Source organism: Paenibacillus sp. FSL W8-0194, assembly GCF_037969745.1.
In the GTDB taxonomy this organism is placed as follows: Bacteria; Bacillota; Bacilli; order Paenibacillales; family Paenibacillaceae; genus Paenibacillus_AQ; species Paenibacillus_AQ cookii.
In genome coordinates this window covers 4,281,655-4,294,969 of record NZ_CP150205.1, presented here as the reverse complement: position 1 = coordinate 4,294,969, position 13,315 = coordinate 4,281,655, and the positions used below count along the sequence as shown (strand labels likewise).

General features: G+C 53.4%; 12 protein-coding genes and 2 pseudogenes. 9 read left to right on the top strand and 5 right to left on the bottom strand.

Annotation, left to right across the window (positions count from 1 at the left end; translation table 11 throughout):
- Window positions 1-172 precede the first annotated feature (172 nt).
- The 5 genes from MKY58_RS19555 (at window position 173) to MKY58_RS19535 (ending at window position 6,023) form a co-directional block, all read left to right on the top strand.
- Window positions 173-1,924 carry a sensor histidine kinase gene (locus MKY58_RS19555; RefSeq protein WP_339325208.1) on the top strand — a complete coding sequence of 584 codons (1,752 nt, stop codon included), beginning with the start codon at window positions 173-175 and terminating at the stop codon, window positions 1,922-1,924.
- Complete coding sequence (locus tag MKY58_RS19550; protein WP_339321706.1) at window positions 1,921-2,709, top strand: response regulator; 789 nt, start codon at window positions 1,921-1,923, stop codon at window positions 2,707-2,709. The genes MKY58_RS19555 and MKY58_RS19550 overlap by 4 nt, the downstream gene beginning before the upstream one ends.
- Window positions 2,710-2,821: 112 nt before the next feature.
- Entirely contained in the window at window positions 2,822-4,147 is a 1,326-nt protein-coding gene (locus MKY58_RS19545; RefSeq protein WP_339321705.1) for an extracellular solute-binding protein, read from the top strand.
- Window positions 4,148-4,246: 99 nt separating this feature from the next.
- The gene (locus MKY58_RS19540) at window positions 4,247-5,128 is read left to right on the top strand and encodes a sugar ABC transporter permease (RefSeq protein ID WP_036707971.1); all 882 of its coding nucleotides are present in this window, start codon (window positions 4,247-4,249) and stop codon (window positions 5,126-5,128) included.
- Between the two features lie 13 nt (window positions 5,129-5,141).
- Window positions 5,142-6,023 carry a carbohydrate ABC transporter permease gene (locus tag MKY58_RS19535; RefSeq protein WP_036707972.1) on the top strand — a complete coding sequence of 294 codons (882 nt, stop codon included), beginning with the start codon at window positions 5,142-5,144 and terminating at the stop codon, window positions 6,021-6,023.
- Between the two features lie 225 nt (window positions 6,024-6,248).
- Here MKY58_RS19535 and MKY58_RS19530 read toward each other — a convergent pair whose 3' ends face one another.
- Window positions 6,249-7,856 (bottom strand): glycoside hydrolase family 43 protein, encoded by a 1,608-nt coding sequence (locus MKY58_RS19530; protein WP_339321704.1) that lies wholly within the window; start codon window positions 7,854-7,856, stop codon window positions 6,249-6,251.
- A 190-nt stretch (window positions 7,857-8,046) separates the two neighbouring features.
- On the opposite strand from MKY58_RS19530, the gene MKY58_RS19525 reads away from it, so the two are divergent.
- Together MKY58_RS19525 and tyrS are read left to right on the top strand one after the other, a co-directional pair.
- Window positions 8,047-8,928: an AraC family transcriptional regulator gene (locus MKY58_RS19525; RefSeq protein ID WP_339321703.1), complete on the top strand. Its 882-nt coding sequence runs from the start codon at window positions 8,047-8,049 to the stop codon at window positions 8,926-8,928.
- A gap of 399 nt (window positions 8,929-9,327) precedes the next feature.
- A complete protein-coding gene (gene tyrS, locus MKY58_RS19520) occupies window positions 9,328-10,587 on the top strand; it encodes a tyrosine--tRNA ligase (RefSeq protein WP_339321702.1) in 1,260 nt (419 codons plus the stop codon).
- 77 nt (window positions 10,588-10,664) lie between these two features.
- On the opposite strand, the pseudogene MKY58_RS19515 reads toward tyrS, so the two are convergent.
- A pseudogene (locus MKY58_RS19515) lies at window positions 10,665-10,883 on the bottom strand (IS3 family transposase); the annotation flags it as partial.
- Between MKY58_RS19515 and MKY58_RS19510 the strand changes: the two are divergent.
- On the top strand, window positions 10,821-11,117 hold the full coding sequence (locus tag MKY58_RS19510; protein ID WP_339321701.1) for a YolD-like family protein: 297 nt from the start codon (window positions 10,821-10,823) through the stop codon (window positions 11,115-11,117). The pseudogene MKY58_RS19515 and the gene MKY58_RS19510 sit on opposite strands and share 63 nt — an antisense overlap.
- A 179-nt stretch (window positions 11,118-11,296) precedes the next feature.
- On the opposite strand, the gene MKY58_RS19505 is transcribed toward MKY58_RS19510, so the two are convergent.
- The 3 genes and pseudogenes from MKY58_RS19505 to MKY58_RS19495 all read right to left on the bottom strand — a co-directional run.
- Window positions 11,297-11,578, bottom strand: coding sequence for a hypothetical protein (locus tag MKY58_RS19505; RefSeq protein WP_339321700.1), 282 nt, complete (start codon window positions 11,576-11,578; stop codon window positions 11,297-11,299).
- Window positions 11,579-11,654: 76 nt separating this feature from the next.
- Entirely contained in the window at window positions 11,655-12,080 is a 426-nt protein-coding gene (locus tag MKY58_RS19500) for a hypothetical protein (protein ID WP_339321699.1), read from the bottom strand.
- A 163-nt stretch (window positions 12,081-12,243) separates the two neighbouring features.
- Window positions 12,244-12,378, bottom strand: a pseudogene (locus MKY58_RS19495) (cytochrome P450); the annotation flags it as partial.
- 178 nt (window positions 12,379-12,556) lie between these two features.
- Between MKY58_RS19495 and MKY58_RS19490 the strand changes: the two are divergent.
- The gene (locus MKY58_RS19490; protein WP_339325207.1) at window positions 12,557-13,222 is read left to right on the top strand and encodes a L,D-transpeptidase family protein; all 666 of its coding nucleotides are present in this window, start codon (window positions 12,557-12,559) and stop codon (window positions 13,220-13,222) included.
- Window positions 13,223-13,315: the final 93 nt, after the last annotated feature.

Below are 13,315 nucleotides of genomic sequence, written 5' to 3'. Positions count from 1 at the left end.
AAGCCCGATAGAATGGAAAAAACGGTTGGCTAAAGCGCTCTGAAGAAGGGCGCTTTTTCCGTTGGTTCCGGATGCCGTGCCATGCGGAAGGCGCGACGCTCTCGTCAGCCGGCGCGTTTTTGGTGTACAATGCAGGCAGACATGGGGAGCTTCAAGGGGGAGAAGTGAGTTGTTGATACATTTGGGAAAAAGGAACACGCTGCGCAACCAAATCTTTCTTGGATTCATGCTGGTCATGTGTATCATTTTGGCGCTTGTCGGCTTTTTTATGTTCGACCGGGTGTCGGTGCTGCTCCGCAACAACGCCCAGAAGCATATTCAGCAGACGGCGGTGCAGGCTGCCGGACAGCTGGACGCGCTGCTGCAGCAGATCGACATGCTGTCGACCCAGGTGGCGACGGACGCGACGATTCAATCGCTGCTGGGCCGGGAGGTGCGGGGGGAGCGGGTCAGCTTCGCCATGCGCCAGTCGCTGCAGCAGGAGGTGCGAAAATACGAAGCTTACACGACCGGAATCCGTTCGCTGGAGCTGTATACGACCGATTACCGGAGCCTGGTGCCCCTGTACGACCTCGAGCTTACCGACCGCGTGTCCGCCGCCTGGATCCAAAGGGTGGACCAAAACGGGGGCAAGCTGGTCTGGCTCGGCCTGGATCCGCTCGATCCGGACACGGTCGTCGCGATCCGGCAGGTCAGGCTGATGGACGAATCTTTTGCCCATGGCGGTTACGTGCTCGTCCGGATCGACAAAAGTTATTTTGCGCTCTCCGACATCCATTCCGCGACCGAAACGCAGGAGACGATGGGGTTGTTCGATGAAGCGGGCAGAAAAATATTTTCCAGCTTCGGGCCGGCGATCCTTTCCCGGCAGGTGCTTCACCGCGACGGGGAGACGATCGAACTGGGCGGCGAAGCGTACATCGCCGTCGAACGCCAGTCCAAAAAAACCGGCTGGGACCTTGTCATTTTGACGCCGGTGAATTATACGACCGAGGGCATTTCGGTGCTGCGCACGGTCATTATCGTGTCCGGCCTCGCCGGGGCGCTGCTTTTCCTGGTCTTGAGCTTCATGCTGTCCACGATGATCACCCGGCCGATCTTGAACCTGATCAAAGCGATGCGCGGCTCCAGGTTCGGCAATTTGAAGCGCAATACGATCGAGTCCTCCACGATGGAACTCCAGGAGCTGAACAACACGTACAACCAGATGGTGGATTCGCTCAACGAGCTGATCGAGGTCGTATACCAGAAGGAGATCATCCAGAGCCGGACGGAATTGAAAGCGCTGCAGGCGCAAATCAACCCCCATTTTCTGTTCAACACGTTGGAAGCGTTCTATTGGGCGTTGGAGGATCAAGGGGAGGAAGAGCTGGCGCAAATCGTCGTGGCCATGTCCGGCCTGTTCCGGTACGTCATTAACCGGTCCGACGACGAAGAGTGGGTAACGATCGGGGACGAGCTGGATCATGCGGCCAGGTATTTGACGATCATGAAAATGCGTATGCTGGACCGGCTGGCCTGGCGGATCGACGCCGATGAAGCTTGCCGCATGGTTCCGCTGCCGAAGCTGCTCATTCAGCCGCTCGTCGAAAACGCCATTTTGCACGGCGTCGAGCAGCGCACCGGTCCGGGCATGGTCGTGCTGGAGGTACGGCCTTCCGAACGCGAGGGGTATACGCGCATTACGGTGACGGACGACGGCCCGGGAATGTCCGCCGACAAAATATCCTCGATCCACGAAGCGATGCGGGAAGGTTACATGAGCTCCTCCAAAGGGAAGGGCGTCGGCATCGTCAACGTAGAGCGGCGGCTTCGGCTGTATTACATGGACAAAGCGGAAGGGCTTTCGATTCGCAGCGAGGAAGGGAAAGGCACGACGGTTTCTTTGGAAATACCTGATGACGGAAAGGGGAGATCCCAATGAAAAATATTCTTGTCGTGGACGACGAACCGCGAACGAGGGAAGGCATCCGCAAAACGTTGGAGATGTGGTCCTCGGGACGTTACCGGATCGAAATCGCCTCAAGCGGCGGGGAAGCGCTGACATGGCTGGAGAACCATGACGCGAGCCTGCTCGTGACCGATATCCGCATGCCGGAAATCAACGGGCTTGAACTCGTGGAGCGGATCGCCGGCATGCCTCATCCTCCGGTCGTCATTATCATTTCGGGCCATTCCGATTTCGAATACGCGCGCACCGCGTTGAAATTCGGGGTCGTCGATTATTTGCTGAAGCCGCTGGACAAAACCAAGCTCGTCCAGGCGGTGGAAACGGCGCTGCAGCGGGAGCAGTGGAACGACCGGATCGAACGGATGCGGAAGCTGGTGGACCCCAAGCTGCTCGAAACGGTTCAGGAAGAAAAGGTCTACAGCCCCCAGGTCCAAAAGGCGCTCCAGTACATCGACGAGCATCTGGGGGAATCGGTCTCGCTGCGCGAAACCGCCGAACATCTGCATATGAATGCGAGCTATTTCAGCGTTCATTTCAAGGAGCAGACGGGACTTACGTTCAGCGACTACGTCACCAGGCGTAGAGTACAGCGGGCGAAGGAACTGCTGACCGGCACAAGGCTGTCCATCGCCGAAATCGCGGAGCAGGCCGGTTACCAGACGCCCAAATATTTCGTGAAGGTGTTCCGTTCCCTGGAAGGGGTAAGTCCGGGGCAGTACAGGCAGCAGTGGCTGGACGAGGATGCGAAGATCCAATAAAAGTGGTATGAGTCCCAATCTCTCTGACCTTACGGCCCGGGCGGCGCACTGATACACTTTAGGTAAGCGGTTGCAACCCGTCTACAGATAACGAAAAAAGGGGCTGTGAAAGATGTTCGGTAAAAAATGGGGCGTTATGCTATTGACGCTGTGCGTCGCGTTGTTTGCGGCTGGCTGCGGCCAAAAGGACGATGGTTCGAATGCATCCTCCTCCGCAGGCGGCGACAAGGCCGGCGAAAAAGTAACGATCAAGTTTATGCATTTATGGCCTGAAGGCGTATCCGCCGGGCAGAACAAAATCGTCAACCAGATCATAAACGACTATCAAAAAGAGCACCCGAACGTCACGATCAAGCAGGAAGTGCTCGACAACGAGCAGTACAAAAACAAGCTGAAAGTGTTGTCCGCTTCCAACGAGCTGCCGGACGTCGGCGTGACCTGGGCGGCCGGATTCCTGAAGCCTTACGTCGAAGGCAACCTGTTTGCGCCGGTCGACGACCTGCTGAGCGGCGAGCTGAAGGACAAGTTCGTGGCCGGCACGACCGAAGCTTACGCGATCGACGGCAAAACGTATGCGCTTCCGCTTGAATTCAACATTGCGCCGATCTATTACAACAAAGCGATTTTCAAGAAATACAACCTCGAAGTTCCGCAAACCTACGAACAATTTAAGGCGGTATCGAAAACGCTTTCCGACAACGGCGTCGCGCCGATCGCGCTCGGCAACAAGGACCGCTGGACCGGATCGCTTTGGTACATGTACCTCGCCGACCGCATTGCCGGGCAAAAAGCGCTTGCGGACGCGATCGCCGGCTCCGGTTCGTTCAAGGACCCCGGTCTCGTGCAGGCGGCCAAGGAAGTGCAGTCGCTCGTAGACAGCAATGCGTTTATCAAGGGCTTTAACGGATTGTCCAATGAGGAAGGCAAATCCGAGTTTTTGAACGGCAAAGCGGCCATGTACCTGATGGGCACGTGGGAACTGCCGAACTACACGACCAATGAAGAGATTCCGAAAGAATTCCGCGACAACGTCGGCTTTTTCAAATTCCCGACGGTGGAAGGCGGCAAAGGCAATATCGACAGCTGGGTGGGCGGCCCGGGCGTAGGCCTGTTCGTATCCCAAAATTCCGAAGTGAAAGAAGAAGCCAAAGCTTTTGTGGAGTATTTCGTGACCAAATGGGGCGAGCAATCGGTCACCGGCGCGGGCGTCATTCCGGCGACCAAAGTGGATACGTCTTCCCTTGATTTGCCTCAATTGTACATCGATCTGTTCAACGAAATGAATAAAGCGAGCAGCATTACCCTGTTTGCGGACGTACAAATGCCGGCCAACGCTGCCGAGACGCATCTGAACAACATTCAGGCGCTGTTCGGCAAAGCCGTCTCCCCAGAGCAATTTTCGGAAGAACATGACAAGGCGATTGCGAAGGGCAACTAACGAGAAGAAGGATACGGGAGAAGCAAACACGCACTGAATCCGGCCGTCAGGCCGGATCAGTTTTTCCCGGCATCCTCATCCAGAAAGGAGACGGAAGCGATGGACAAGGTCATGTCCAACAAAAAAATGATTGCGCTGTACGTGCTGCCCGCGCTGCTGCTGATATTGGCCATAGTCTATATTCCGATCGTTTTGACCGCTTATTACGGGCTGAACGAGTGGAACGGCATCGGCCGCATGAAGTTCGTCGGGCTGGACAATTACGCGGAGCTGCTTGGGGACCGCACCTTCTGGAACAGCGCCTGGCATTCCCTGCTGCTTGCCGTTTTTTCGTGCGCGAGCTTGCTTGTTTACCTGGCGATCGCGATGGTGCTGGCCGCCCGGATCAAAGGCGCCAACCTGTTCCGGAAAATATATTTGATCCCGATGCTGCTGTCCTCGGTGGCCATTGCGCAGCTGTGGCTGCGGATTTACCATCCGTCGAACGGCATCGTCAACAGCGTGCTGGAGTCGCTTGGTTTTGCCAATCCCCCTGCATGGCTGTCGGAGCCGAAGCTGGTGCTGTTTGCCCTGTTCGTTCCGATTTTGTGGCAGTATGCGGGTTTCTATATTTTGATCTATTACGCCGCCCTCAAAAACATCCCTTCCTCGCTGGAGGAGGCGGCAAAAATTGACGGGGCGAACTCCTGGCAGATCGCCTGGAAAATCAAGCTGCCCCTGGCCATGGAAGTGATCAAGGTGACGATCGTGCTGGCTGCGGTCGGTTCCTTGAAATATTTCGATTTGATCTACGTCATGACCGACGGCGGACCCAACGGCTCGAGCGAAGTGATGGCGTCCTACATGTATCATACGGCGTTCCGTGCTTATGATTTCGGTTACGGCAGCGCGATCGGCTTTTTCCTGCTGGTCATCTGTCTCGTCGTGACCTGGATCATCCGCAAGCTGACCGCCACGAAAGATACGATTCAATATTCCTAAGGAGGGCCGCTTTATGACGTCCGAAGCTTTGTTGCCGCCTGCCCGGCAGATGTCGCCGAAGTCCAAGACGGGCAAAAAAATCGGTTACGGCGTCTTGTACATCGTATTGACGGCCGTTGCCGCCCTGCAGCTGCTGCCGCTCGTCTGGCTGTTCTTTTTCTCTTTGAAAAACAATCAGGAAGTGTTCAACCTGCCGCCGCTTTCGCTTCCGACCCATTTCCGCTGGGAAAACTACGAAAAGGTATGGAGCGCGGGCAATATCAGCGTTTATTTTCTGAACAGCGTATGGATCACGATCGCCGCGTCGGCCCTGACGATTATGCTGGGAAGCCTCGCGACGTTCGCCATGACGCGGATGAAATGGAAGGGAAGCTCTCTTGTGCTCGGCCTGTTTATGGTGGCGATGATGATTCCCGTTCATTCCACGCTGATTCCGCTGTTCAGCATGTTCAACAAAGCCGGGCTGAACGACAATCCGCTGTCGCTGATTTTGTCCTACGTGGCGTTTAACATGCCGATTACGATCATGATCATGCTCGGTTTTTATTACGCGCTGCCGCGGGAAGTGGAGGAGGCGGGAGTGATGGACGGCTGCTCCGTCAACCGCTTGTTTTTCCGGATCGTGCTGCCGATGACCAGCTCGGTCATTGCCACGACGGGCATCATCAACATGATTTATAACTGGAACGAATTCATTTTCGTCAACACGTTCATCAGCTCGGATTCGTACAAGACGCTGACGGTCGGAGTGCAGAACTTTATCGGCCAGTACACGACCGATTGGGGATCGATCGGGGCGACGCTGATGATCAGCATTTTGCCGATCCTCGTCATGTTCCTGTTCCTGAGCGACCGGATCGTTGAAGGAATCGCCGCCGGCTCGGTGAAAGGTTAAAAAAACGCGGAGCTTGCCGCGAAGACCGGGATCCCGGTCTTCGGGCAAGCTTTTATGCTGCCAAAGGACGAGCAGCGATAAAAAAATCCCTTCCAATACGACTTGGAAGGGATTGTTTTTTATATTTTACGGAGGACCGGCGATCAAGGATGATTGAGGCTCTGCCAAGCAAAAAAAACGATCTGCCGTAAGGCAGACCGTCTTCGATGAACTCGTGGGCGCTTCTTACCGCGCGATATAGCTGAAATAATCAAAGTCCGCGTGATGGCGGCGTCCGGACGTATCCTGGCACTGCATGCCGACGAACGCTCCCGTAAAAAATCCGCCGCCTTGGATATAGTCGTCCGACAGCTTGGAGGAATCGAGCGTCACCGGAAGCGTCGTCCAATCCTTGCCGTCGAACGAATAGGAGTAACGATAAACGTCATTATCGACGTCGACGCGTAAGTACACGTATTCAGCCTCGTCCGGAATCGCAACTTCCCGGCCTTTCAGAGGCTGGTCGAAGACGAAGTTGTCGCAGGTGACGAGCTCCAAAATGCGGCCTTTTTCCTCGTTCCACGTGATCTGGCAGGACGTCCAGTTTTGCGTATTGTAGTAATTGACGAGCCCCGCGGATTGCTGGAAGGTCTCCGGCCTAAAGGCCACCTTGGTTTCCGCCGTAAACCGGAAGTGCTGCCAGCGCCGCGCCACGTAGGCCTGCGTGAACTTGGACGTCAGCGATTCCCGGCCGTACAGGCGAAGATGTCCGGGCCGGTCGGTAAGCGATAACGTCTCCGGTCCTAACGGAATGCGCAGATTTTGAAAATGCAGGTTCAGCACGGCGCCGTCAAAGTCGTCTTTTTCGGGCACATCCGGCTCCCAAGGCATTTCCGGCATGTCCGGTCCTTCGATCTCCAGGGCGGGGGAGTTGCCGCCAACGACGTAAGGCCAGTCGTTCCGCCATTCCAAACGCTGGATCGCCGTCTCCCTGCCAAGCGGGCAATACCCGCGCGGATCCAGGAGCGGTTGGCCTTCCCGCGGCAGCGGTCTGCCCGTCAGGTGGATCAGGAACCATTCATCGGTATGAGTCTGCACGATCGAGGCATGTCCGGCTTTTTGCAGCGGATTCCGCGGCGTGGACCAAGAGGAGATGAGCGGATTGTCCGGATGCACTTCGTACGGCCCGCGGAGATGTTTGGATCGGGCGATCGTCGCCTGATGGTCGTAACGGGTGCCGCCTTCGGCCGTCAGAAGGTAGTAGTACCCGTTGATTTTATAAAGATGGGGCGCTTCCGTCAGTTTGATGTCGGTGCCCTTGAAAATGACTTCCGGTTTGCCGACGAGCGTTTGCCGCTCGGCGTCGTATTCCTGCAGCACGATGCCGTAGAAAGGATGATGGCCGACGCGCTGGTCCCACATCATGTTGACGAGGTATTTTTTTCCGTCTTCGTCATGGAACAGCGACGGGTCGAACCCCGAGCTGTTCAAATGGACCGGATCGGACCATTCGCCGTCGATCGTGTCGCACGTGACGAGGTAGTTATGGCAATCCTTCCACTGCCCCTCCGTCACCTTGACGTCGGTGTAAATGAGCCAAAAACGTTCGTCTGCATAAGACAATTGGGGGGCCCAAACGCCGCCCGAATCCGGATTGCCCGTCATGTTAAGCTGGCTGAGCCGGTTGAGCGGCCTGGAAACCAGGCGCCAATGCTTCAAGTCTTTCGAATGGTAAATTCCGACGCCCGGGAACCATTCGAAGGTGGATACGGCAATGTAATAGTCTTCGCCTGCCCGGCAAATGCAAGGATCGGGATTAAAACCGGTAAGGATCGGATTTTGGATGATGGCCATCGTAACACTCCTCTTTCGAAGTCATTACCCATTCTTGTACTTCGGGAACGGGCTTTAATTTATGCTATAATATCTACATCTTATCAATGATTTCGGGACGTTCACATATCCATTGCTGGCCGATATTTACCCATTTCGCCCAATCATTTCGAAACAACTATCAACCTTTAATCCCAAGGAGCTGATCGCGATGGAATTCGCACCCCATCTGATGCGCAAGGAATATATGCTTCCGGATATTGATTCGACCTTCCGCGTGTTTGCCGCCCACTGGCGGACGGTCACCGGCGAATGGAGTTACCCGCTCCACCGGCATCCGCTGTTCGAAGTAAACCTTGTTCTCTCGGGGACCCAGGAAATGTGCGTAAACGGAAGGCAATACACGCAGCAGCCGGGCGACCTTATGCTGCTCAACCCCGGGGACCGGCATGAAAGCCGGGTCATCGGCGGAGGGGAGATGACGTATTATTGCCTTCACTTCGACGTGGACGAACGGGCCTTTCGCGAGCTGTTATGCCAAAACCGCACCTGCTTTCACGAAGCGGGCAGTCCGCTCGCGGCCGCGATTCGCCCCGCCCTGGACCGTCTGCTGGCGTTAACCTCGGATGAAACGGCGGCGCGCGTGGACTCGCGGATGAGGATCCTGTCCGCTTTGTTCGAGCTGTTTGCGGGCATTAGCGGAACCCTTTCGGAGCAGGAGAGCGGTGCAGCCCATACCCGAAACGCCCTGACGGCCTCGCAGATCGCGGCTTTGCTCGAACGGGAGGTCGAGCGGACGCTTGACGACGGCGGGCCCGTTCCTATGGCGGGCATCGCGTCGATCGCTGCCAAGGTCGGCTACAGCACGTCGGCGATAAACCGGATTTTTACGCAGGCGTACGGCCTTTCGCCGCGGCAGTACATGTCGGCCTTGATGCTGAAGAAGTCCAAGCTGCTTTTGATGGACCCGGAGTTGTCCATCGAGGCCATTTCAGCCCGGCTCGGCTATCACAATATCGCGCATTTCAGCCGGCAGTTTAAGCGCTGGACGGGGGAATCCCCGAGCCGGTTTCGGAGCAGGTATTATAAATAGGGCGCCGTCCGGCCAAGATAAGGGCATGGTTGACATCAACATGCGATTTCACTATACTGACTGTAATCTTATATGCGATATGCGTTGAAAGAGCCCAGTAGCAAGCTTGGTCCCTGTTCCAGAAAGCCGGGGGTGGTGGAACCCGGTACACACCAAACGCCTGCGAATTACACTCTGGAGCATCCCGGGTAATGCCGGGCGGAGCCGCGAACGATATTTCGCGGATAGAGCGGCATCAACGGCGCGCGGCATGCGCGAACGGCCATTGGTGCAATGTGGGTGGTAACACGGTTATTCGATCGTCCCTATGTCTGAATAGACAAGGGGCGATTTTTGCTTTTTCAACGCCATCACGATGCGGTATAAGGGCATTTTTGACATTAAGGGAGTGTTTTTGCAGTGAATATTATCGACGAGCTTGAATGGCGCGATGCCATCAATCAGCAGACGGATGCCGAAGGCCTCCGGGAATTGACGAGCCAAAAATCGGTCTCGTTGTACTGCGGGGTGGACCCGACCGGCGACAGCATGCATATCGGCCACTTGATCCCGTTTATGGTGCTGAAGCGGTTCCAGCTTGCCGGCCATCGCCCGGTGATTTTGATCGGCGGGGCCACCGGCACGATCGGCGATCCGAGCGGGCGTCAAACGGAGCGTTCGCTGCAATCGCTGGAACAAGTGCAGGCCAACGTGGACGCGCTGACCGCGCAGCTGAAAAAATTGTTCATGACCGAAGGCGATAATCAAATCCGGTTCGTCAACAACTACGACTGGACGCATCAAATCAACGTCATCGAATTTTTGCGCGATTACGGCAAAAACTTCAGCATCAACGCGATGCTTGCGAAGGATGTCGTCGCCAGCCGGCTTGAAAGCGGCATTTCCTTTACCGAATTTTCGTACCAAATCCTGCAGTCGCTCGATTTCCTCCATCTGTACCGGCATGAGGACGTGCAGCTGCAAATCGGCGGCTCCGACCAATGGGGCAACATCACGAGCGGGCTGGACCTCATCCGCAAAAAGGAAGGGCCCGAAGCCAAAGCGTTCGGCTTGACGATTCCGCTGATGCTCAAAGCCGACGGCACGAAATTCGGCAAGACGGCGGGCGGCGCAATTTGGCTGGATCCGAACAAAACGACGCCGTTCGAGTTCTACCAGTTCTGGGCGAACACCGACGACCGCGACGTCGTGAAATATTTGAAATACTTTACGTTCCTGTCCAAAGAAGAAATCGAGGAGCTCGCGTGCAAGGTCGAAACCGAGCCGCATAAACGCGAAGCCCAAAAAACGCTGGCCGAAGAGATGACCCGGTTCGTTCACGGCGAGGAGCTGCTGGAGCAGGCCAAGCGCATTACGGCCGCTTTGTTCAGCGGCGACATCAAATCGCTGACCGCCGACGAAATCGAGCAGGGCTTCAAAGAAATGCCGACGTTCGAAGCGGCGAAGGAATCGAAAAACATCGTCGACTGGCTGGTCGATCTGGGCATCGAGCCGTCCAAACGTCAGGCGCGCGAGGATATCAACAACGGCGCCATTTCGATGAACGGCGAGCGGGTGACGGACTTGACGCTGGAAGTGACGGCGGATCACGCGATCGGCGGCCGGTTTATCATCATCCGCAAAGGAAAGAAAAACTACAGCCTGGTGAAAATATCTTAAGTTAAAAAAGCGGAAAGCTTCCCAAGAAAAATGGTCATAGCCCCGTCAAGTAGACAATAAAAAAAGAGAAATTTTCATTAAGCGGCGACTTTTTCCCGAAATTCAATCGGGGAGAGGTCGCCGAGTTTGTTTTGGAAACGTTCCTTGTTGTAAAACGAAATGTACTCCGTAATTTGGACCCTTGCTTCCTCTAGATTTTGTGGCTTCTCCAAATACAACTTTTCGGTTTTAAGATGAGAAAAGAAGGACTCGACGCAAGCGTTGTCAAAGCAGTTCCCACGCCGGGAATGGCTCCCTGTGAGCCCTTGCTCGACAGTTCACGTATGATGCTGCCACAACATAAAGAGACAATTCTGGTTAAGCAAAAAGAACTCAATCGCATGGCAAAGCTAGTCATTGATGAGCAGGAGTGGCAGCTGATTGGGCAGGTGCTTCAGGATTCATTCAACGGCCATATCAAGGTGACTCTCACATTATTTGACCCGTTCAATGCAAGGGAACGTTCGGGCTTTGTTACGGTGATTTCGTAAAGAGATTAAGCTGAGTATAGACCACGGCGAATGGGAATGGATTAAATTTGGCGATATTATAGCTGCTAGTACATAAAGCAAAAAGGACTTCCGGATTGATCGGAGGTCCTTTTTTTAGGTCAATTAGTAGAAATGTCTCAAGGTATTCTTTATCATTGCGATTATTAAATAAAGTTACATTACTTAGTGATTTTTTTTTCTAAGGACCTGTAGCTTTCTTGAAGTTTATTTATTTCCTCTTTCATTGATTTATAAGTGGAATATACCGATGAACCAATGATGATAAGAAGAATGCCAGCAATAGGAAGGAGGTAGCGTAAAATATAAATATTATAATAATACATATCTGGGGTGTCTGATCTTGTTGTTCTAGGAATAAAAAGTAATAAGCCTGCTATGATTAGTATAATTCCAACAATGATAGAAAATCCAAAGAACCATTTACTTTTCGATGAATCCAATAATATCACTCCTAATTAAAATAAAGCAGTTGAGTAAAAATACTAATATCGCTCAACCGCTTTTCCAAACAATAAATTAACCTTTGCAATTTGATAAATAATAAAGCTGTGGCCCAAAATCTTTTAAAGATGCCGTTGGGCTAACCTGACCATAGTAGTAAATATCAAAGGTCCAAAGAAATTTAGCAAGTGATTGATAGTTCTGCGTTAGTCCAGTATCAATAGTTGAAATTGTTGCATTTAATGTAAAGTAATCATTATTTTTATCCAAATATACGCCCTTTGATTTCAAAATTGCCATACCCGCTGTTTTAGGATATTGCCCGTTTTCTGGATAGTAAGATATGCTTTGCTCGTTTTCTTCTCGGGAATTTTTTTGAGAAAATGAAATTGGAATAGAGGCACTTGCTAATTTTCCTGCAAGTCCAATTCCTAAGTCAAACGATACGTCTGCAACCCCTGTTTGTTTTGAATACGTTCCTGTCCACTTAGAGTAGTTCACGGTTGTATTATATCCTGGTGCAATATGACCTTTCAAATCATTTACTGATGCTTTGCCATTGTGAATAGTAAAATTGGAAGTATTGGAATATAACGCGCCGTCTATATAAGTACTTTCTTTTAGGGTCAGTGTTGTATATGCGGTAGATACTGTCGCTCATTCATACAACAACGACATCACCCTTTTTCAAATCGACGCCGAGCACGTTGTTATCCTGTTTGACGGTACGGTCCATTTTGGAAATATTGAAGCGGTAACGCAGCATTTCCTTTACGGTGTTTGGCACCAGCTCCCGGTTCGCCGGACTTGCCCGTAGATCATATGCCCCATACTGGAAGCGGCCGCAATGACAATGCCGTGCTTCGGAGCAACAACCGCTGCATAAAAAAACGGTTCGATCGCAAACTTTTATAAAGACCAACGAAAAGTGGGGACTGGCGTTGCAGCGAAACATGTTTGGGTATTCTGTCCGCATGATGCTTTTATGCTTTTTGTTTAACTGGGTATGGGGCGCTCAAACGGATTCGGCGTTTGCAGAACCTTCACTTCCCATCGTCGCCGACGAAGGGGAATTCGCCATCGAGGTTTATCCCGACAAACATCGGCTTATCGTCAAAAGAAAGGGCCTGATCGTCAAGAAATATGCCGTCGCGGTTGGAAACCCCTCCACCCCAACCCCGATCGGAGAATACAAAGTGGTTTACAAAGGAACAAACTGGGGACCGGCTTTCGGCCCCAGATGGCTTGGATTAAACGTTCCTTGGGGCATTTACGGCATTCACGGCACAAATAAAGCCTATTCCATCGGCCAGCACGCAAGCCACGGCTGCGTCCGCATGAACAACGCCGACGTGATTCGTTTGTACGACATGATTCCGATCGGGACGAAAGTCACGATCCACGGCCATGTCTTGGGCGAACCGCAACAAAATCCGAGAGACCTCGCCGAAGGCGACGTCGGCGGGGACGTGCAGCTCATCCAGTCCCGCCTGAAAAGCGCGGGATACTTTCATGGCGCATGCGACGGAAGGTTCGGCCCTGGGACCACCGCCGCCGTCAAAAGATTGCAGCGCGAACGTCAATGGAGGCAGGATGGCGTCGTTTCGCGGAAAATTTACGAGGAGCTCGGATTGTGGGAGTAAACTGGATGGTTCAAACGGGCGGGTCAATGGATGGTGTCAGGACCCGGCCGTTTGATTATAATGAGACATGTTCAGGTAGGACCCATGGTAGGA